Source organism: Sorangium sp. So ce295 (genome assembly GCF_051527405.1).
Classification (GTDB): Bacteria; Myxococcota_A; Polyangia; order Polyangiales; family Polyangiaceae; genus Sorangium; species Sorangium cellulosum_B.
On the sequence record NZ_CP150324.1, the window covers coordinates 10,596,843 to 10,617,531 of the forward strand.

General features: G+C 72.7%; 15 protein-coding genes. 9 read left to right on the forward strand and 6 right to left on the reverse strand.

The window, feature by feature from the left end; all coding sequences use genetic code 11:
- Window positions 1-9: 9 nt before the first annotated feature.
- Together WMF11_RS40185 and WMF11_RS40190 are read right to left on the reverse strand one after the other, a co-directional pair.
- Entirely contained in the window at window positions 10-2,283 is a 2,274-nt protein-coding gene (locus WMF11_RS40185; protein ID WP_437974570.1) for a hypothetical protein, read from the reverse strand.
- A 301-nt stretch (window positions 2,284-2,584) separates the two neighbouring features.
- Window positions 2,585-3,715, reverse strand: a complete 1,131-nt coding sequence (locus tag WMF11_RS40190; RefSeq protein ID WP_437974571.1) for a vWA domain-containing protein — start codon at window positions 3,713-3,715, stop codon at window positions 2,585-2,587.
- A gap of 247 nt (window positions 3,716-3,962) precedes the next feature.
- On the opposite strand from WMF11_RS40190, the gene WMF11_RS40195 reads away from it, so the two are divergent.
- Window positions 3,963-5,783 (forward strand): PE-PGRS family protein, encoded by a 1,821-nt coding sequence (locus tag WMF11_RS40195; protein ID WP_437974572.1) that lies wholly within the window; start codon window positions 3,963-3,965, stop codon window positions 5,781-5,783.
- Between the two features lie 322 nt (window positions 5,784-6,105).
- On the opposite strand, the gene WMF11_RS40200 is transcribed toward WMF11_RS40195, so the two are convergent.
- A complete protein-coding gene (locus WMF11_RS40200; protein WP_437974573.1) occupies window positions 6,106-6,624 on the reverse strand; it encodes a hypothetical protein in 519 nt (172 codons plus the stop codon).
- Window positions 6,625-6,681: 57 nt separating this feature from the next.
- Complete coding sequence (locus WMF11_RS40205; RefSeq protein WP_437974574.1) at window positions 6,682-7,392, reverse strand: helix-turn-helix domain-containing protein; 711 nt, start codon at window positions 7,390-7,392, stop codon at window positions 6,682-6,684.
- A gap of 454 nt (window positions 7,393-7,846) precedes the next feature.
- Between WMF11_RS40205 and WMF11_RS40210 the strand changes: the two genes are divergently transcribed.
- Together WMF11_RS40210 and WMF11_RS40215 are read left to right on the forward strand one after the other, a co-directional pair.
- Window positions 7,847-8,815, forward strand: coding sequence for a serine/threonine-protein kinase (locus tag WMF11_RS40210; RefSeq protein ID WP_437545059.1), 969 nt, complete (start codon window positions 7,847-7,849; stop codon window positions 8,813-8,815).
- 85 nt (window positions 8,816-8,900) lie between these two features.
- Window positions 8,901-10,592 carry a serine/threonine protein kinase gene (locus WMF11_RS40215; RefSeq protein WP_437904443.1) on the forward strand — a complete coding sequence of 564 codons (1,692 nt, stop codon included), beginning with the start codon at window positions 8,901-8,903 and terminating at the stop codon, window positions 10,590-10,592.
- 76 nt (window positions 10,593-10,668) lie between these two features.
- On the opposite strand, the gene WMF11_RS40220 is transcribed toward WMF11_RS40215, so the two are convergent.
- Window positions 10,669-12,912 carry a cyclic nucleotide-binding domain-containing protein gene (locus WMF11_RS40220; RefSeq protein ID WP_437904444.1) on the reverse strand — a complete coding sequence of 748 codons (2,244 nt, stop codon included), beginning with the start codon at window positions 12,910-12,912 and terminating at the stop codon, window positions 10,669-10,671.
- Between the two features lie 210 nt (window positions 12,913-13,122).
- Between WMF11_RS40220 and WMF11_RS40225 the strand changes: the two genes are divergently transcribed.
- From WMF11_RS40225 to WMF11_RS40250, 6 genes are all read left to right on the forward strand, one after another.
- Window positions 13,123-14,259, forward strand: coding sequence for a hypothetical protein (locus WMF11_RS40225; RefSeq protein ID WP_437904445.1), 1,137 nt, complete (start codon window positions 13,123-13,125; stop codon window positions 14,257-14,259).
- A 94-nt stretch (window positions 14,260-14,353) separates the two neighbouring features.
- Window positions 14,354-15,352 carry an NAD-dependent epimerase/dehydratase family protein gene (locus WMF11_RS40230; protein ID WP_437545063.1) on the forward strand — a complete coding sequence of 333 codons (999 nt, stop codon included), beginning with the start codon at window positions 14,354-14,356 and terminating at the stop codon, window positions 15,350-15,352.
- Between the two features lie 58 nt (window positions 15,353-15,410).
- On the forward strand, window positions 15,411-16,343 hold the full coding sequence (locus tag WMF11_RS40235; RefSeq protein ID WP_437974575.1) for a hypothetical protein: 933 nt from the start codon (window positions 15,411-15,413) through the stop codon (window positions 16,341-16,343).
- Window positions 16,340-17,491 (forward strand): peptidase MA family metallohydrolase, encoded by a 1,152-nt coding sequence (locus WMF11_RS40240; RefSeq protein WP_437974576.1) that lies wholly within the window; start codon window positions 16,340-16,342, stop codon window positions 17,489-17,491. The genes WMF11_RS40235 and WMF11_RS40240 overlap by 4 nt, the downstream gene beginning before the upstream one ends.
- Window positions 17,473-18,309 (forward strand): CPBP family glutamic-type intramembrane protease, encoded by an 837-nt coding sequence (locus WMF11_RS40245; RefSeq protein WP_437904449.1) that lies wholly within the window; start codon window positions 17,473-17,475, stop codon window positions 18,307-18,309. Before WMF11_RS40240 ends, WMF11_RS40245 begins: the two co-directional genes overlap by 19 nt.
- A gap of 393 nt (window positions 18,310-18,702) precedes the next feature.
- Complete coding sequence (locus WMF11_RS40250) at window positions 18,703-19,470, forward strand: hypothetical protein (RefSeq protein ID WP_437545067.1); 768 nt, start codon at window positions 18,703-18,705, stop codon at window positions 19,468-19,470.
- 75 nt (window positions 19,471-19,545) lie between these two features.
- Here the strand turns inward: WMF11_RS40250 and WMF11_RS40255 are convergent, their stop codons facing one another.
- The gene (locus tag WMF11_RS40255) at window positions 19,546-20,454 is read right to left on the reverse strand and encodes a zinc metalloprotease (protein WP_437545068.1); all 909 of its coding nucleotides are present in this window, start codon (window positions 20,452-20,454) and stop codon (window positions 19,546-19,548) included.
- Window positions 20,455-20,689 lie beyond the last annotated feature (235 nt).

Here is a 20,689-nt window from a genome sequence, read left to right on the forward strand (position 1 = left end):
GACCGCGGCTCACACAATCGCTTCGACAGCGCTGGCGACCTGCTGGAGGAGCACGGTCTGCTCGATCACCTCGGGCGGCACGCCGACATCGTCGCGCACGACGGCCACATCCCCGCGCGCGCCAGCCACGTCCTCGCGCACTACCGCCACGTCCTCGTCCTCGCGCGCCACCGCCACGTCCTCGCGCGCCACCGCCACGTCCTCGCGCGCCACCGCCACGTCCTCGCGCGCCACCGCCACGTCGTCCCGCTCCGCCGCCCGGCGCAGCGCGGCGATCTCCGCCTGCGCGGCGACGAGCGCCTGCTCGAGCTCCTCGTGGAGCGCCGGCGGAGAGCCGGCCGTGTCGCGCGCCTCGGTCAGCTCGCGCTCGAGCTGCGCGATCTTCCATCCCGCGGCGCGCAGATCGGCCTCGCTCGCGGCGGCGCTCCGCGCCAGCGCGTCGAGCTGCTGCCGCAGCGCCTCCACCGCGCCGCCCGGCCCGCCCGGCCCCCCGAGCGCTCCGCCCTGCCCGCCGTCCGCCGCCTGGCCCGGCCCGCCGTCGTCGGCCGGCGCCGACGCGAAGACCGTCCCGAGCTCGTCGACGAGCTCCTTGCCCACCCGCTCGCTCTCGCGCAGCTGCGCCATGAGCGACGCGATGACGTGGCCCCGGTCGCGCAGCGCCTCCTCGAGGCCCGCGATCTCCGCGGCCGCCGCCTCGCCTGCGTCGCGCTTCTCGAGCTCCGACGCCCGCTGCTCCAGCGCGACGACGGTCTGCTCGAGCTCCACGATCCGCGCCTCGAGCAGCAGCCTGCGCGCGTCGAGGGCGCTCCGCTGGTCCTCCAGCGCGCGGCTCTCGCGCTCGTTCCGGTCGGCCCGCTCCTTCTGCCGGTCGCGGTCGCGCGCGAGCTCGGCGCGGGCGGCCTCCAGCTCCTCGACCCTCCCCCCCGCGCGCCGCGCCTCCTCCAGCGCGCGCTCGCTCTCCTGCGCGCGCCTGCGCGCCGTGTCTCGCTCCGACGTGAGCTTCGAGAGCTCCCGCCGCGCCCCCGCGGCGGCGGCCTCGAGCTCCTCCACGCGCGCCGCGAGCGCCGGGTCGGGCGCCGCCACGGCGGGCCGCGCCTCGAGCTCGGCGATCCGGGCGCGCGCGGCCTCGAGGTCGGCAGTCACGGCGTCGAGGCGGTCGCGGGCGCCGGCGATCTCCGGCTTGTTGCGGATCATGCCGAGCTCGAGCTCGACCTTGGTCCGCACCCGCTTCTCGTCGTCGAGCTGCTTGGTGAGCCGGGTCGCGCGATCGCGCTGGCTGCGGAGCTCCTCCTCCATGTCGCGGATCTGGTGCGACAGGCGCTCGGCCCGGACGTGGGCGTCGCCCGCCCTGGCCTCGACGTCGCGGAGGCGCGCCGCCCTGGCATCGAGCTCCGCCTCCGCCTCGGCGAGGCGCGCGGCCGTGGCGACCGCGCTCTCGGCGCGGACCCCGGCGTCCTCGCGGTCGCGCTGGTGCCGGGTGCGCAGCTCCGCGAGCTCGCCCCCGAGCCGCTGAGCGCGGCCCTCGGCCTCGGTGAGCGCCTCGGGCGACGCGCCGGCGCTCGCGCCCGGGAAGTCGGCGAACGGCAGCTCGATCACGGCGAACGCGTCGAGCCTGGGCAGGCGCTCGCCGGCCACGGCGATGAACCACTCGGGCTCCTCGGACGCGTCGAGGATCGACGTGTCCACGCTGACCTCGGGCTCGCCCTTCGGCGCGAACTCCGCGACCGTGTAGCCGACGAACGGCGCCTGGCCGACCATCCGCACCTGCTTGAACTGGAGCGCCACGAGGTCGTAGAGCGCGTAGTAGCCGGGCGCCGCGCCGCGGCGCGCGCCCGCGGGGAGCAGGCCCCGCGCGGCCTCCGGGTTCGGCGACGCGATGACGGCGACGCCGCTCGCGGCGGTGAGGCGTCGGGCGCGCCGGACGACCTCGGCGGGATCGCCGAAGAGCGAGAGATCGGGGATGACGAGGGTGTCGAAGGCGCCGTCGCGCACGCCGAGGTCGCCTTCGAACACGGCGACGTTCGGGTGCGGCTGCCGGGTGGGCGCCGTCCGCGCGAGCTTCTCGGCGACGCGCGCGGCGTCCGGGTCGTAGGCATGGACGAGGCGGGCTCCGCGCTGGAGCAGCCGGTCGGCGAGGCCGATGGTGGCGTCACCCACCACCGCGACCCGCCGGCCGCGCACGAGCGGCTCGAGGTAGGCGCTCAGCACCAGGGCGGGATGGAGCGCGGCGGGGGCGGCGTGCCGCGGCGAGACTGCGGCGGCGAGGGAGGACTCCTTCGTCATGGTTCCGTCCTCTTACGGCTCTGGGGGCCCGGAGTCCACAAAGCGCAGTGCAGAGTTGCAAGGCGGCGCTCACCGCGCTGGGCGCCGCCGGGCGCCGCCCGCGCGCGCCGGTCCGACGCCTTCGTGCCGGCCCCACGATCCGCGCCTCCACGCCGTCAGCGTGGTGAGCCGCCTCACCCATGACGCTTCGCGTCTGCGCCGCGGGTTCCTGGGCCTCTCCGTCGCTCCCGCCGTCATCTCCACGACACCGGCAGCTCGCCCTCCCTCCTTCGAGATCGCGCGGTCCTTCTGCTGCGCTCGGTCAGAGGATCACGGTCTCGCAGCCGAGGAGGATCTGGATCTTCGCGATGGAAGCGCCCCTGGCGGCCTCGCAGGTAGCGGGGCACAGCACGAGGGCCGCGGGAGAGGCCGGGTCGTCGTAGCGCCAGCCCGGGCCGTCGCAGCCGGGGCGCTGCGGCAAGATCTCCTGCGATGCGCCGTCGAGCCCGAAGAGGACGTTGACGTCGTCGAACGCGACCTGTCCGCCGGCCACCTGGGAAGGGACCTCGAACTCGCACGGGAGCGCCTGCCCCGTGACCTTCGCGAGCGCGTCCTGGAACTCGACGGCGATGTTGGTCGCCCCGACGAGGACGGCGGCGTCGGTGCCTCCCGCGGCCGCCACCTGGTTGGCGAAGCTCTGGTTCACGCCCGGGAGCCCGATCACGAAGGTGCGCACGGGGGTGCCGTAGCGCGCGCCCGCCGCCGCGAGATCCGCGATGGCGTCCGGGTCTTCCGGGTTCACCCCGGCGCACTGGGCCGCCGGCCCCTGGGGCTGCCCATCGGTGACGAGCAGCACCGCCGAGGCCTCGCCGGGGTGGTTCTTCGCCACGTCGATGCCCTGGAGCAGCGCGCCGCCCAGCGCCGGATAGACGGGCGTGCTCGCTCCGTTCGGCGACTCGGCCTCGATGGCCGCGACGATGGCGCCCGCGTTGTCGGGGAGCGGACCGAACGGGACCAGCGGCTCCCCGTACGCCTCGTGGTCGCAGGCCGGCACGTCGTCCGCCACCCGCGGAAAGAAGCGCAGCGCCACGCGCACGCCGGCGAACCTCGCGCTGTTGACGAACGCCGTCAGGCCGGCCTTCGCGCTTGTCCACTTGTCGCCCGCCATCGAGGACGACTTGTCCATCATGATGTAGAGATTGAGCGGGACCGCGATCGCCTCCTCGGTGACAAGGCCACACGCGGCGTCCGGATCCAGGGCTTCGACAGGCGCGTCGGTCGACAGCCCGCCATCCGGATCAAAGGTCCCGCCCGAGCCAGCTCCGTCCGAAGAGGAAGAGGACGAGACAAGGCCAGCTCCTGAGTCCGGTGCACACGCGCCATGGAGCCCCATGGCCACGGCGAGCCCAACCATGGAAGCGAGCGAGGTGGGGTGGAGCGATTCGAGGCGCATGGGATGAACAGAGGACGGCGAGGACGGCGCGGAAGCGGGAAGGTACGCAGACACAGAGTACCGGAGACGGTGACAGGCGCGAGGGGCGAATCGCGGAATCGTGAGCTGGCACGCGCCGGCGCAGCACATAACGGCGTGGGCGGAGGCGCTGTTGATGCCAGCCGCAATGTGGCACACAGCCCCATGATGGTTGGGAACGAGCAAGACAAAGTCTTTTCGAGAAGCGCGCGAAGGTGCAGAATTAAGCATGCGCGCACAATTCTTCCTCGAGACGGCATCTCTGCTCGCATTGCTCTCGGCGATCGGCTGCGCGGAGAGCAGCTCGATCGACGGCCCCATCGGTCCGGTCGCGGGCACGGGAGGCGGCTCGGGCGCGGGCGGCGAGTCCTCCGTGAGCAGCAGCACCACGACAGCGTCATCGAGCAGCGCCGCCGCCACGAGCGGCTCGGGCGGGAGTGAGGGCAGCTCGGGTGGGGGTGAGGGCGGGTCGGGTGGAGAGGGGGGCAGCGAAGAGGCGGGCGGCGGCGGCGGCGGGGGCACGGATCGATGCGCGCTGGGGTGCTTGCCGGGCACACACGACGTGGACGGCAATCCCCTCACGGGGGACGAGTGCGGCTGTGAATACGCGTGTACGCCGACCGCTGCGGGAGAGGCGGGCGAGGATCCGATCGACGCCGAGTTCATCGACGACAACTGCGACGGCGGCGACGGGCTCGTCGAGCAATGCATCTACGTCTCGGCGAGCACGGGCGACGACGCCAGCAGCGGGACGCGCGACGCGCCGGTGGAGACGATCGCCAAGGCCATCCAGGTGGCGCAGGAGGGCGCGGTGCCGGCCATCTGCCTGTCGGGCGAGCTGTACCAGGAGGCAATCACGGTCGTGTCCGGCATCAGCATCTACGGTGGGTTCGATCACGCCAACGCTGACTTCAAGTTCCGGAGGACGCCCTCGGTGACCACCACCGTGCGCGCGACAGGCACGGTGTTCCACGCGCCGTCGATCACGCAGCCGACGCACATCGAGGGCCTCTCGATAGAAGCGCTGAGCCCGTCGTCGGCCGGCGCGAGCACCTATGGAGTGCGCCTCGGCGGGGGGACGGCGGATCTCTTCGTGCGGTTCAACCAGATCAACGTGGAGGAGGGCCAGGCCGGCGCCGCGGGGACGAACGGGGCGGCGCACATGGTGGGGACGGCGACGGCGGGGAATTCGGGAGAGCAGGGCTGCCACAACTGCAGCGGCCGCGGCAATGCCGGCCCGGCGCCCACCTGCGACGAGCCTGGCGGCAAAGGTGGATATGGCGGACATGGCCCGAACACCGGAGCGGCGGGCCATCTGGGCAGCCAGGGCGCGGCGGGCGGCGCGGGGGGCATCGCGTCGAGAAGCTGCTCGACGCGCACCTCGCCAGAACAAAATGGCGCACCGGGCATGGCAGGATCGCAAGGGACGCCGGGAACAGGGGGCGCGAATCTCGGGCGCATCGCCTCGGGCGTCTACCAGCCTGCGAACGGCACCAACGGGCAGCAGGGAACGAACGGCGGCGGCGGCGGCGGCGCGGGCGGCGGCGGCGGCGGCTCGTGCTCGGTATTCCCTGATGATCGCGGCGGTGGCGGCGGCAGCGGCGGATGCGGCGGGCTCGGAGGCCGCAGCGGCCAGGCTGGCCGCGGTGGAGGCGGGAGCTTTGGTATCTTCGCGGCGGCCGGACGGGTGGTCGTCTCCCGCAACGAGATCACGACCGAAAAGGGCGGCAACGGCGGCCGCGGCGGCAACGGAGGAGCGCCGCAGTTCGGAGGGAACGGCGGCCCTGGCGGCCCCGGTCCTGATGACGCCGGCAACGGCGGCGTCGGCGGCAGGGGTGGCAATGGCGGCGACGGCGGCCCGGGCGCGGGCGGGGGCGGTGGCCCGAGCGCCTGCCTGGCGCGAGCCGCGAGCGTCGGCTTCACGTTCGGAGACAACAGCTGCTCGACCGGCGCCCCCGGGTACGGCGGCGCTGGCGGCACGACCCCGAGCGGCGGCGCCGCGGGCGCGGGACAAGACGGTGAGGCGGCCGCGAACCTGCAGATCAACTGATCAGCGCTGCTGAGCTCGAGAAGCCATTTCCCACACGTGTGCTCCGAAGTCGATGGCGCTTGCGCCCCTGGCGGCAAGCACGTTGTCGCCGGCCGTGTCGACGGCGACGTGACCCCTGAAGGCGATCTGGACTCGATCGCTCCCGGAGCAGACGAGCCTGCCAGTCCTCGCTCCAGCGCGCTCCTGGCGGAGCGGCCGTCGCTATCGTGGATACTCGTCCGCCCAGGGCGCCGGCGCCTCCAACGCCGTGGAGGCGCCTCCGCTAGACTGGAGCAAAGCGACAGGCGCCCGTGTCAACGCGTTGCGACGGCACGCCGACCGGCTAGAACGGCTCCCCGGAGCAACGAGCGCTGACGACAGGAGCCCCCATGACCACTGCAATGCAGATGCCCATGATGCCGCAGACGATGTACCCCATGATGTCGACGCCGGAGATGGCCGCTGGCGCATCCATGATGCCCGGCATGATGGGCATGGGCATGCCGATGATGCCCATGATGCCCGGCATGATGGGCATGAGCATGCCGATGATGCCCGGCATGATGGGCATGGGCATGCCGATGATGGGCATGATGCCCGGCATGATGGGCATGGGCATGCCCATGATGTGCAAGATGTCGTGTGAGATGACCAAGGACGGAATGATCTGCAAGATGATGCCGCCCGAGGGCATGTCGATGGACATGCTGAAGGAGCGCTGCGAGGCCATGACGAAGATGATGTCGGCCGGGATGCCGATGATGATGATGTGCGGCGGGATGCCCATGATGATGTGCACCCCCGCCATGACCAAGTAGCGCGGCCGCAAACCTCCTCGGAGCAGCGGAGCGTCGGCGCTCACCGGCGTCCTCGCGCGGCTCCGCCCTCCCCCGTTCCTCGGCGAGGAGCGCGCCCCGCCTCAGGGCGCCGGCAGCGAATACGTCATCACCAGGTACATCAGCGAGTCGACGTTCGCCGGGTTGCGGTAGACGTGCGGGACATCCGCCTGGAACACGAGCGCGTCGCCCGTCGCGAGCAGAAACCGCTGTCCGTCGACGCTGATTTCAACGGTCCCCTGACAGACCACGATGTTCTCGGTCGTCCCGGGCGGGTGGGGATCGGCATTCTCGACGCCGAGCGGGGCCAGGCAGAGCTCGTAAAACTCCACCGTTCGCGGCGCATCGAACGGGAAGAGCGCGCGCGAGGTGAACTTGCCGTCGTGCGATGTCAGCCGCTTCGCGCGATCCCCGCGCAGCAGCATGGGGCCGCTCGCCGAGCGAGCGCTGACGAGCGCCGAGAACGGCACGCCGAGCGCGCGGGCGATCTTCCAGACGACGTTGATCGTGGGCGCGCTGCGGCCGAGCTCGACCTGGCCGAGCATCGCACGGCTCACGCCGGAGATCTTCGAGAGCCGCTCCAGCGAGAGGCCGCGCCGCGTCCTCAAACGCCGAAGGTTCTCCCCGACGACATGCGTGAGATCCGGCGGCGAGTCGTGGTGAGCGACCTCATAGGTCCACTCCTCCTCCAGCTCCTGCTCCTGCGCGCCGGGCCTGGCCGGCTGCACGTCGAGCGCGACCGGCAGCGCGCCGTTCACCCGGGGAGGGTCGCTGTTCTGTCGGACGGCTCTCATCGGAGGATGGGCGCCACTCTACACGGGATCTCAGGGTCGGCAAACCAACCAAATTCGTCGCTGCGTCATGATGAGTGAGATCAATCATCAGGCAATTTCCGTCACTCCTAGGATATCGCCTGAACCCGATCCGTGACGTCCCTGTCGCATTCACTTCCCCCCTCGGCGCGTTCGCCCTCTCGCGCAGGGTCGCGCCTCCTCCAAGCGCGCTTCGCCGCAGGCTCGCTCCCCGCAGGCTCGCTCCCCGCAGGCCTCTTCCCCCGAAGGCGCCTACCCGCGGACCGCGTCCCCCGGCGCCCGCGCTTCCCCGCCCCTCTCCGCCTCCGGTCCGCCCCCGGCCGGCGCGTCAGGTCGGCGCCCAACCGTCCCTACCGCCAGCGCGCCGAAGCGGCTACAACCTGGGCTCGCGGTGCGGCACGCTGACGCAGCGCGCTCAAGCACCGAGGGCTTGCCGATGGACCACGACATCGACGACGTGATCGACGGCCGGTACACGCTGATCGAGGTGGTCGGTCAGGGAGGCCACGGCGTGGTCTACCGCGCCCTGGACCAGGAAACCGGCGCGCACGTCGCCGTCAAGTACCTGCGGCCCGAGTTCGCCAGCGATCCCGCCCTGAAGGCCCGCCTGCGGCGCGAGGCCCGCGCCATGGGGGAGCTGGCCGGCACCAGCGCGACGCACGTCTTCGCGTTCAGCGAGGCGCCCGACGGCACCCTCTACATCGTCATGGAGTTCCTGAAGGGCAGCGATCTCGAGACGGCGCTGCGCCAGCTGGAGGCGCGGAACCAGCGGCTCCCGCTCGACGAGATCCGCGAGCTGTTCCGCCCTATCGTCGACACCCTCGACGCCGCGCACGCGCGCGGCATCGTCCACCGCGATCTGAAGCCCGCGAACATCTTCGTCCTCGACCACGACACGGGCGTTCCTTCCTCCACCTCCCCTCACCGCGGGAGCGCGCCGGCCCGCGCCGGCACGGCGGCACGGGGGCGCGTGCGCTTGCTCGATTTCGGTCTTGTCAAGGTCATGCAGGCCGACCCCCTCACCCGCGAGGGCGCGATCCCCGGCTCGCCCAGCTACATCGCGCCCGAGGTATGGAAGGGCAGGCCCCAGGAGATCGACCACCGGATCGACATCTATTCGCTCGGCGCGGTGCTCTTCCGCGCGCTCGCGGGGCGCTTGCCGTTCGCCGGCGCGAGCCGGGTCGACATCCTGCTCGCCGCCGCCCGCGGCCCGCGGCCGAGCTTGCACGCCTTCCGTCCCGACCTGCTCCCCGAGGTGGACGCGTGGGTCGCGCGGGCGCTCGCCGTGGCCCCCGAGGAGCGCTTCCAGGACGTCCGCTCGCTTTGGAGCGCGCTGGAGCCGCACCTCGACCACGCCGATCGATCCAGAGGCGAGCCTGCCGCCGGAGGCGCGATCCCGCGCTGAGCACGTTCCTCACCCGACCGCCTTGCGACGCGGGAAGCGGCGCTGGTAGCGTGGTGCAAACCATGCCTGAACCGAGGGCCGCAGGATGAGCTCCTCGCCCGGCCTGTTGCAGCCGAATACGCGGTTTCGCAACCGTTACCAGGTGCTGCGCGTCATCAAGGCGGGCGGCATGGGCGCCGTCTACGAGGTGATGGACGACGTCACCGCGACGCGCCGCGCGCTCAAGGTGATGCTGCCCAGCCTGCTCGACAGCGAGGAGCTGCGCGCCCGCTTCTCCCTCGAGGCCCGCATCACCGGCGTCATCGAGAGCGACCACATCGTCAGGACCTCGGACGCCGGGGTCGACGAGGAGACCGGCACCCCGTTCCTCGTCATGGAGCTGCTCCGCGGCGAGGAGCTCGGCAGCCTCGTCAAGAAGCGCGGCGCCCTCCCCGCCGAGGACGTCGCGCTCTACCTGTTCCAGGCCGCGCTCGCGCTCGACAAGACGCACGCGGCGAGCATCGTCCACCGCGACCTCAAGCCGGACAACCTGTTCGTCACGGTCCGCGACGACGGCTCGCCGTGCGTGAAGATCCTCGACTTCGGGATCGCCAAGGTCATCGAGCAGCACCACGCCTCCACGCTGACGCGGCAGATGCTCGGCACGCCCGTGTACATGGCGCCGGAGCAGATCCGCGCCGAGCGCAACGTCGGCCCGCGCGCCGACATCTACGCCCTCGGGCACGTCGCGTACGCGCTCCTCGTCGGCGAGTCGTACTGGGCCCAGGAGGCCGAGGCGACCGCGTCCCCGTACATGCTCGCGGGGGAGCTCCTGCGCGGCGCGATGGAGGCGCCCAGCGCGCGCGCGGCGCGGCGGTCCTCGGCGGCGCTGCCGAAGGAGTTCGACGGCTGGTTCCTCAAGGCGACGGCGCTCAAGGCCGAGGACCGCTTCGAGCGCGCGTCCGTCGCGGTCAGCGCGCTCGCCGCCGCGCTCGACGTCGCCCTCCCGCGGGCCTCGCGCGTCATCCTCCTGCCGGAGCCGACGGCGCCCGCGCCGAGCGCGAACCCGAGCCCGACCGACCCGACGCTGCCCTCGAAGCCCGGCACGGCGAAGGGCTTCGCCGAGGTGCCGACCGTCACCGTGCCGGAGCTGTCGTCGAAGACGCCTCCCTCGCGCCCCGGTCCGGCCTCCTACCCCAGCCCGCTCTCGCGCTCCGTCACGCCGTCGGCGCCCAATCCGCCCTCGCGCTCCGTCCCTCCCTCGTTTTCTTCCGCGCCGCCCGCGCCGTCGGCCGCCTCGAAGTCCGCGGAGACCCGACCCCGGACGCCGCCCCCCCTGGACCCGCCGGGCCGGACGGGCCTCTCCGGGAGCGAGCCGTCGAGGAGGTCCGAGCTCACGTCGAAGCGCGATCGCGCCCCGCAGCGGCGCTTCAACATCAGGCCCGACACGTCGACGGGGGTCCTCCACGTGAAGGTGTGGGGGTTCTGGGACATCGACGAGGGCAAGGCGTACCTCGACGAGTTCCGCCAGAAGGCGGCGACGCTGCTCAACCTCGGGAAGCCCTGGTACGTGCTCGCCGACATCGCGGACTTCCCCCCGCAGAAGCCCGAGGTGAGCCCGTACGTCGAGCAGACCATGGCCTACGCCGTCGAGCACGGCATGCGCAAGGCGGCGAACCTCGTGAACAGCGCGCTGTCGAAGATGCAGATCTCCCGCCTGTCGGCCGCCATGGGGCTGCCCGAGTACTCGTTCTTCACCGCGGAGGCCGACGCCGTCGCGTGGCTCCTGAAGGGCTGAGCGCGAGGGGGGCCGAGCGACGCCGGCCGGCTACGAAGGGCCGAGCGCGAGGCCGGCCGCGAAGGGCCGAGCGCGCTCAGCCGAGGACGAACCGCCGGATGCGCCCGGCGAGGCTCCGCACCTTCTCCTCGGCCTCGAGGTAGCGCTCGGCCGCGTCGCGCAGGTGGGCCTGGCGTGACGCCATGAGCAAGCTCAGCTCGATCACGAGCTGCGGGCGCGCCTCGATGATCGGCTGCAGGGCCTCCTTCGTGATCTGGTAGAGCACCACCTCGTCGACGGCGCGCACCGTCGCGGTGCGCTCCTCGCCCGTGAGCAGCGCGAACTCCCCGAAGACGGCGCCCTTCTCGAGCGCGGCGACCGTCGCGTCCTGCCCGTCGGCGTGCCGCACCAGGACCTCGACGGCGCCGGACGCGACGACGAACATCGACGAGTCCCGCTGCCCCTGCAGCACGATCCGGTCGAGCGGCCCGTACTCGATCCGGCGCGCCTTCGTGGCGAGCTTGCGGAGCTCGCGATCGAGCAGCGGCTTGAAGACCGGCGTCCGCCGGAGCAGCAGCATGAGGTCCTCGGCGCTCGCCTCCCGCGCCGCCTTGCTCGGCTCCTCGAGCTCGATCGACGGCGCGGCCCCGTGGCCGTCGCGCCGCTGCAGCGCGGCGAGGTGCGACGGGTTCTTCTCCATGTACGCCTCGAGCAGGCTCGCGTTCCGCGGGATGCACTCGTCGCCCGTGTAATCCATGAGGTTCCGCTCGGCGGCCCACCGGGCGACGTCGTTCATCGACTTCCGGTACTGCCGGCACGCCGCGGGGAAGATGCCGTCCTGGTCGCCGAAGAGCCCCGTCAGCGCCTCGGGCATCAGGTTGAGCCCGAAGAGCCGCATGTCCCCCCGCTGGTGCCAGAGCGCGAAGTCGCGCCACCGCGGATCGAGGTGCGCGAGCTCCGGGAACGCGAGCACGTTGTTCTTGAGCACGGCCCGCTCCGCGTCGCGGAACACCCGGTGCCACGTCTCCTGCGCGTTCCACAGGTTGGGGCCGGCGAGCTCGATCGCCTTCTGCAGGTCCGCGTGGTGGGCGTGCAGGAAGGCGAGCGTGGCCTTCTGCTTGCGCATCAGGTTCGTCAGGCTCACGGGCCCGGCCGCGAAGAAGCCGGCCGCGCGCGGCGCGATGTGCCGCATGTCCCAGACCTGCGCCCACGCCGCGACGTCGATCGACGCGCGGATCGGCGCGAACGCCGCGCCCTCCTCGAAGGCCTCGCGCTCCCCCGGCGAGAGCATGTCCGGGTAGTCGTGCTTCACGGCCTCGAAGATGCCGAGGCACGTGAGCAGCTCGAGGTAGAGGCCCACCCGGAGCAGCCAGCGGGGGTCCGGGAGGTTGCGCCGGTGCTGCTCGAGGTCCTGATGGATGGCCCGGAGGTACAGGAGCGCCTTGTCCATGCCGATGGTCAGCACGGGGAACCACGGGTGATAGCCGACGTGGAGCTCGTCGGCCCCGAGCGCCCGCTGCTGGATCTCCGTGTCTGCCTTGACCAGCCGGTCGAGCAGGCGCGCGTAGAGCGAGCCGAAGCGGCCGGTGTCGAAGATCTCGATGTCCGTCGACTCGGAGGCGACTGTCCTGCCCGCCTCGCTGAGCTTGATCTCGACGCGGAGCTGCTGCCGGAACAGGCTCGCGAACGTGAACGGCTCGAAGCCGTCGGTGACGCGCCGCCGGAACGACTCGGGCAGGTCGCCCCAGAAATAGCCGCCGCCGGTCGCCTCGCCGGGGGGGTGCGGCACGAGCTGCCGCGCCGGCACGATGGTGGCCACGTAGACCGTCTGATGGAACGAGTTCCACGGGGCGGGCTCGAGCTTCGGGACGGGGTAGGACGAGGTCGAGACGATCTGCGGGCTGAGCGGCACGTCCATGAGGCCGGGCACCGGGCACGGCTCGCCGCCGTCGGGGCTCGCGGGGAGGAACCACGCCGACATGGTCACCTCGAACGGGCGCTCGAAGGGGGCGACGAACGCGTAGATGTCGCGCAGCCGGTAGAGCAGCCACACCTCGTCGCCGAGCTCCGACGGGTCGCCGGAGGTGTTGATGCAGCCGACGCGCTCGCTGCACCCGTGCCCCGGATAGAGCGCCTCGTCGACAGGCCGCTTGCCGGGCTCGAACGGGATGAGCTCCAGCGACGGCGAGAGCTCGGCCGACTCCTCCTCCGGGCTCTGGCGCGCCTCGAGCTGGCGCAGGTACTGGCGGACCCGGGCGAGCTTGTCTTCCCAGTCCATGCCCTCCACACGGCTCATCAGCAGCCGCTTGAACTGCCTCTGGAACTCCTTCGGGGTCATCATGCTGCGTCCACCTGAGTTGCCGGGGGCCGGACAGGCCCTCCGCGAGAGCTTACCGGCTTCGCGCGCGCGGCGTCGTGCGATCAGCGCGGCGCGCGCGAAGCCGAGGGCTCGGCGCGGCGCGCGGGGCGCGGCGCTCCGCGATCGGGCCGAGACCACGTCGGTGCGAGCCCCTTGCAGCGCCGCGTCTCGGAAGGTACGGGCTCAAGCCCTATGGCTATCGAGATCCGCGAGCTCCGGAAGGGCGACAAGAAGGTCCTCAAGGACTTCCTGAACGTGGTCGACACCGTCTACGAGGGTGAGCCCAACTATATCCGCCCGCTCGACTTGGACATCTCCGATCGGCTCGACAAGAAGAAGAACCCGTTCTTCGAGCACGCCGAGGGGACGGCGTGGGTGGCGTACAAGGACGGCCGGCCAGCGGGCCGGATCACCGCGCAGGTCGATCACGAGCACCTCCGGGTCCACCGCGACGAGACCGGCTCGTTCGGGTTCATCGATACGATCGACGACGCCGAGACGGCCGGGGCGCTGCTCGCCGAGGCCGCGGGCTGGCTGCGCGCGCGCGGCATGAAGCGCATGCGGGGCCCCTACTCGCTCTCGACCAACGAGGAGATCGGCTGTCTCATCGAGGGCTTCGAGCTCCCGCCGGTGATGATGATGCCCTACCACCGGCCGCACCAGGGCCGGCTCATCGAGCAAGCGGGGCTCGAGAAGGTGAAGGACCTCTACGCGTGGGGCTACGAGGTCGGCAACGTCCCCGCCCGGGCGCAGAGGGCTCACGCCGAGGTCCTGGCGATGCCGGAGGTGCACACGCGCTGCGGCGATCCGAAGAACCTGCTCCGCGACATCCGGATCCTCATGGACGTCTACAACGACGCCTGGAGCGACAACTGGGGCTTCGTCCCGATGACCGAGAAGGAGCTCGTCAAGTGGGCGAAGGACGTGCGGCTCATCCTGATGCCCGAGCTCACCAAGATCACGTTCATCGACGGCGAGCCGGCCGCCGTGTCGCTCGGGCTGCCCGACCTCAACCAGCTGATCAAGGACTTCCACGGCAAGCTCCTCCCGGGCGGCATCTTCAAGCTGCTGTGGCGGCTGCGCGTGCGCGGCCCGAAGCGCGGGCGCCTCGTCGTGCTCGGCATCCGCAAGAAGTGGCGCCACGTGCGGCGCTACGCCGGGCTCAGCGCCTTCCTCTACGTCGAGATGAACCGCGCGGCGCATCTGCTCGGCATGGAGGGCGGCGAGCTGGGGTGGACGCTGGAGGACAACGCCGCCATCAACGCGGGCATCCGGCTGATGGGCGGCCGGGTCCACAAGAAATACCGCGTCTACGAGCGGGCGCTGTGATGGACGCGCGCGCCGGCTGTGCGACGTGGGCGCCAGCGCCGGCGCCACGTCGAGCCGTCGGCGGGCGCCGGGACCGGAAAGGAGGAGCGGATCGATGAGGGTGCTGGTCACGGGCGCGAGCGGGTTCCTCGGCTCGCACGTCGCCGAGCAGCTCGTGGAGCAGGGGCACAGCGTCGTCGCCCTGGTGCGGCGCTCGTCGGACACGAGGTTCCTGTCGTCGCTGCGCGGGGTCGAGCTCGCGTACGGCGCCGTCGAGGACGCGGAGAGCGTCCGCCGCGCGGTCGTCGGCCCGCCGGGGGTCGACGCGATCGTGCACTCGGCCGGGCTGGTCAAGGCGCGCGATGAGGCGGAGTTCTTCCGGATCAACGTCGACGGCACGCGGAACCTGCTCGACGCGGCGAAGGCGGCGCCGGCGGGGGCGATTCGGCGGTTCGTGTTCGTCTCGAGCCTCGCCGCCATCGGCCCGAGCCTGGACGGGCGCCCCATCGCCGCCGACGCGCGCCCGGCCCCGGTGACGCGCTACGGGCGCTCGAAGCTCGAGGCCGAGCGGCTGGTCCTCGCCGAGAAGGGCGCGTTGCCCGTGGTCGTCGTGCGCCCCCCGATGATCTACGGCCCGCGCGACCAGGAGTCGTTCGCGTTCTTCCAGAGCGTCTCGCGCCGCTTCCTCCCGATGCTCGGCGACGGCAGGAACACGCTCAGCGTCATCTACGCCTCCGACGCGGCCGCCGCGTGCATCCGGGCGATCGAGAGCGACGTGCCGAGCGGCCGCGCTTACTTCATCGACGACGGAAGCGTGTATGTGTGGCGCGACATGCTGGCGGACGTGGAGGCGGCGCTCGGCGCGCGGGCGCTCGTCCGTCTCGGCGTCCCGTTCTCGCTCGTGCGCGGCGCAGCGCTCGCGAGCGAGGGGCTCGGCCGCCTCACCGGCAAGGCCGTGATGCTCACGCGCGACAAGCTGAACGAGCTCTCCGCGTCGCACTGGGTCTGCGACTCGAGCGACGCCCGCAGGGAGCTCGGCTGGGCGCCCGAGGTGAGCTGGGCGGAGGGGACGCGCCGCGCGGTCGCCTGGTACCGCGAGCACGGCTGGCTGTGACGTGACGCCGCGCCGCGCCCCGTTTGACGCTCGCCCGCGGCCTCCGTACCGTGAATGCATGTCCCGCTGTCCGCCGGTCGCCCCGGGCCTCGTCGCGATGGCGCTCGGCCTCACGGCGGCGCCCGCGCAAGCCCAGGAGCCGCCTCGAGACGGAGCCGCCGCGGCGGCGCCGGACGCGGGCAGCGCGGCGGCGCAGGCTGCGCGCGGCGCGCCGGAGGCGCCCGCCGCACGGTCGGCCCTGCGCGGCGCCGTCGTGGTGGCGGTGGACGACGCGAGCGCCGAGGCGGCTCGCTCGCTCGCCCGCGCGATCTACGGCGACCCCGCGCTCCGCCCGCCGATCGACGAGGCGACAGCGCAGGTGCTCGCCGGCGATCCGCCGCAAGCGGACGCGCCGGCCGCCGTGAAGGAGCTCGCGGAGGTGCGCCGCTCCGCCGGGCGCGCCGAGTCCGAGCCGGTCGCGCGCGGGCTGCTTGCGTCGCTCGGCGCGGGCGCGGGCGCGGCGCTCGTCGTCGCGGTGAGCACGGCGCACGGCCACCCCGTGGCGCGCGTGCTCCGGGTCGCGGGCGCGAGTTACGCGCCGCTCGAGCTCGGCGCCACGGTCCAGCGGACCGCCGACGGCGCGGCCGCCCCCGCCGGGGCGATCTTCGGCTGGCCGGGCGCGGGCGCGGCCGTGCGCGCGCTGCTCGCGGGAGACGAACGGCGCGGAGGCGCGGCGGGTCCCGCTGCGACGCCGACCGCGCCCGCCTCATCGCCGCGCGGCGCCTCGGGACCTCGCGGGCCTCGCGCCGACGTCGCCCAGGCGGCGTCGGGGTCCGCGGGCGGCGGCGCCAGCTCGTCGGAGCCGTCGGAGCGGCGCTCGACGTGGAGCTCCCCCTGGTTCTGGGGGCCGCTCGCTGGCGTCGTCGCGACCGGGATCGTCGTGCTGGTGCTGGCCCAGACGGGCGGCGATGACGGCGACACCGTGCACCTCCGGGGCCGGATCGCGCCATGACGCGCTCCTCCCGGCGCAGACCAGCGGGGCTCGGGCTGAGGCTCGCCGCGCTCCTCTGCGTCGCGATCATCGCCGCGCCCGCGCGGCTCGCCGGCGCCGCGCCCCGCGTCTACGACGCGCCCGCCGCGCCGCGCGACGGCAGCGCCGATCTTCCCGTGCCGCCGCCGCCTCCGGCGTACCACACCGAGGATCTCGGCTGGATCGAGTTCGCCTATCACCCGTCCACCCGCGACCGTGTCCGCCCGCTGATCGCCCGCGCCGGCGACCTGCGCGCCGAGCTCGGCGCCCTGCTCGGCCGCGACGTGCTGACCGCGCCGGTGAAGGTCCGGATCGCGGATGTGCCCGCCGAGCTCGACGATCTCGTCCCCGGGGGCCTCGCTGGCCGCGTGACGGCGATCTCGTTCGGCGCGCTGCGGCTCGCCGTCCTGAGCGCCTCTCCGCGGCTCGGCGCCGAGGCGCCCGATCTCGAGGCATCCTTCCGTCACGCGCTCGCGCACCTCGCCCTGGATGAGGTGACGGGCGGCGCCGTCGTCCCGCGCTGGTTCCACGAGGGGTTCGCCGCCCACGTGGCCGGAGACCGCGGCGCTCGTCGCGCGCAGGAGCTCTCGGTCGCCGCGCTCCGGGGGCGCCTCCTCCCGCTCGACGAGCTCGAGGCGAACCTGACGGGCGCCGAGGACACGGCCGGCTCGCTGCCCTACGCGCAGGCGGCCGACATCGTCCGCTTCCTCGTCGAGGACGAGCGGCGGCAGGGCTTCGTGCGCGCGCTGGCTCAGGTGCGCGGCGGCGTGCCGCTCGAGGCCGCGCTCGGGGCCGCCTATGTCTCGACGGGCCGCGAGATCGAGCTCGCGTGGCGCGCCAACGTCGCGCGCCGCTACGGCTTCGTCCCGGTGCTGGCCGGCTCGCTGCTGGCGATCGGGCTGCTGGTCTCCGGCCGGCTGGCCGTGCAGCGGCTCCGCGGCCGGAGGTCGCCGCCGCCTCCCGCGCCGCGCCGCCGGCTCCGCGCGGCGTCGGAGGTACGCCACCGGCCCGCGCGCCCGTCCACGGTGCAGCTCGTCGCCACCCTGGGCGCGCGTCACCGCAACGAGGTCGACGGCGACGCGGACGTCCCGAAGGTGGAGCACAACGGCCAGTGGCACACGCTCCATTGAACACCACGGAGCAGGCCCCTCCTCGGCGCGATCCCCCCGGACCGCAGCGCCGCCTGACGGAGCTCGCGCTCGGCGCGGCCTGGCTCATCGGCCTCGCCGCGGCCCTGCAGATCGTGTCCGTGCTCCTGTCGTCGAGCCCGCTCGCGGCGGCGCTCGCCGGCGCGGTCATCGCCGACGTCGTCGCGGCGCGGGCCGGCGTGCAGTGGACCGACCCTCTGGAGCCGGAGGGCCCAGGCCGCCGCGCGCGCCTGGCCCGTCGCGTCGGGCTCGGCGCTGCGCTGGGCGCGCTCGCCGTGCTGATCACGCTCGGCGTCTCCGCGGTGCTGGGGTGGGTGACGGTCGAGGCCGGGGCGCCCTCGGCGAGCCTCGGCTTCGCCCTGGCGCGCGCCATCGCCCTCGCTGTCCGCGACGAGCTCCTGCTCACCGGCATCCCGTTCGCCGCCGCGGCGCGCGCCGGCCTCTCGCCCCGCCCCGCGCTGGTCTTCTCCGCCCTCGCGCACGGCGCCGCGCTCGGGCTCGCGCCGGGCGCGTCCCCGTCGAGCTTCGCCCTCGCGACCGCGCTCGGCGCGCTCGCCGCGGCGCTCTTCCTGCGCGGCCGCGGCGTGTTCGCGGCGGTCGCCGTCCACGCGAGCTTCACCGCGCTCGCGGGCGCAGGTCTGCGCGGCGCCCTGCTCGACGCGACGTGGATCGACGGCGCCCTCGCCGCGGGGACGCAGGCCTCCGGCCCGCCCGCCTGGCTCGGCGCGGCCGTGCTCGCGATCCTCGCCGCGCTCACCCTCCGCGCCGGCGCCCCGCCGCCTGACCGTCCAGCGCGGTGAGCGCCCCCGCCCCGCGCGGCCGCCACGGAGCTCTCGCCGCCGCGCTGGCATGAAGCGCGACGCACCCGCGTTGTAGCTCCGGACATCGGCGCTGGCGGCGCCGCGTCCATCGCAGCTGCGCACTCGGCCTCTCCCCTTCCCACCGCCTGCGTCGGGTTTCCAGCGCTCGGCGCGTCACATCCACCGGACCGACACCGACATTTCACAGCGCCGTGAGAGCACGTGCCGCGCAAGCGGATCGCGGGCGAACGCGCGCGATGTCCCACAGCGCCTCACCCCTCGGACACGGCTATGTCATATTTCAGCGCACCGCGTCAAGCACACATTGACGCGCCGCCTTCGAGGAACCAACGATCAGGTATGCACTGCGGAAGGATCCTTCGGATTGCGCCGATGATGCTGCTCGCGCTCGTGTCGACGGGCTGCGGCATGGCGACGATGATCGACACGAACACGCGCTCCATCCAGGCAACGACGGAGGAGATGCGGCGGACCCGCGCGACGATCGAGGATTCGAATCAGACGCTGCGGAGCTCGCAGGAGAGCATCGATCAGCTCGCCGAGCTGCGTCAGCCGATGGAGAAGCTCGCCGAGATGCAGGCGGCGATGGAGCGGCTGGCCGAGCTCAAGGGGTCGATGGACGCAATGCAGCAGAGCATGCGGGAGACCGCGCGCCTCAAGGAGTCGATGGATCGGCTGAGCCAGATGGAGGCCACCATCGCCGCGATGAACGAGAGCCTCGTAGGCATCCGCGGCCCGCTCACGGACGTCGCCGCCCTGAACGCACCGATGCGCGACGTCGCCGCCCTGGACGCGCCGATGCGCGACGTCGCCGGGCTGAAGCAGCCGATGGAGCAGGTCGCGACGCTGCGCGAGCCGATGAAGGAGGTGAGCAAGCTGTCGGCGCCGATGGAGGAGATCAGCCAGCTCGGGGGCGATGCGTCGCGCCAGACCGGCCTCATCGCCGTCGGCCTGCTCGGCTGGGGCGTCGTGACGTTCCTCGGCGTGTACTTCGGCGTACAGGCCGGCACCCGCCGCCAGCAGCGCCTGGCGCAGGGAGACAGGGACTCGAGCGCGGGGCCGGCGCCTGCCGAGCCCGCGCCGCGCGTCCTCACCGAGAGCCGGAGCTTCGAGCGCCGGGCCCAGATCAAGTCGATGTGATCGATCTCTGCCGGACGCCTGTCCGGCCGGCGAGCGGCGGAGTCGCCCGCCGCCCGCCGTCACATCACCCACCGATCAACGATACGTGTCCCAGTGCGCCGACATGCGATCGGCCTGCCCTGCAGTGAACCCATCCATGCAGGAGTCGTCGGTGTAATCCATGAAGTTCTGGACCGGGTCGAGCCCACCTCCCCGGCAGCTGTCCCTGTTCAGCGGGCAGCCATACGCGGCGCTGCGCTCCGACGCCGTGTCCGCGACGCCATCACCGCTCTTGTGGCAGCCGCCTTCGAACGTGTGGAAGAGGCCGAGCCAGTGACCGACCTCATGTGTCCCCGTATCTCCCTCGTTGTACGGCGCCGCATTGCCGCCGGGTAACGTGGAATGGAGCAGGACGACGCCGTCGTCGGTCGGACGGGCCGCGTAGCTCGAGGGGAACGTCGCCCAGCCCAGCAGACCGCCGCCCGGATTGGCCGTGTAGAGATTGAGGTGGTCTGGCCCACCAATGCGGAGCGCTGCCTTGGCCTGCCGCTCGGCCGAAGAGCCCGACGACATGGTGTACCAGGTCGCGTTCCTCGTCCGATCGACGGAGGCCAGCGTGAAGCTGAAGCGGGTGTTCGCGTACGCCTCGTTGAGCACCTCGATCTGCTCCGCGATCATCCGGTCCGTCACGTCGCCGTTCGAAACGCCGATGCCCTTGTTGATGACGTGGACGTGCACGGGGATCTCGACCGCCGCGCCCACCGAGAACCCGAGCGCCATCTGTCTGCGGACGGACTGCTCGACGGCTTCCTTCTCAACGTCGCTCAGCTCGACGGTCGCGCAGCCGCGCCGCAGGGGCGCCGGCGCCGCCTCGACCTGCTCGGGCTCGACGTCGACGACGGCCGGCGCATCCTCCGCGGGGGTCGAGGGGTCGGCGCCGCACGCGACGCCCAAGGCAGCGATCAAGACTAAGGCAAATACTTCCGCGCACGTCCGAGCTCGCATGGACACTCTCCTTGGTTCATTTCCCCGCAAAGGAAGCATGAATATATATCCGCGATCACAATCGGTTCAATTCCAAAAGGGCTGATTCCACTCGCGACGACCAAGGAAGATTCCATGTCTTGGTCGTTCTGGTCGTTCTGGTCGTCTTACGAGTCTTGCGCTCTCTCGCCGAACGCCGACAGGCCCCCGGACACGCAGAGCGATGACGAGGCGCAGCGGCCCGTGTGGAACGGAC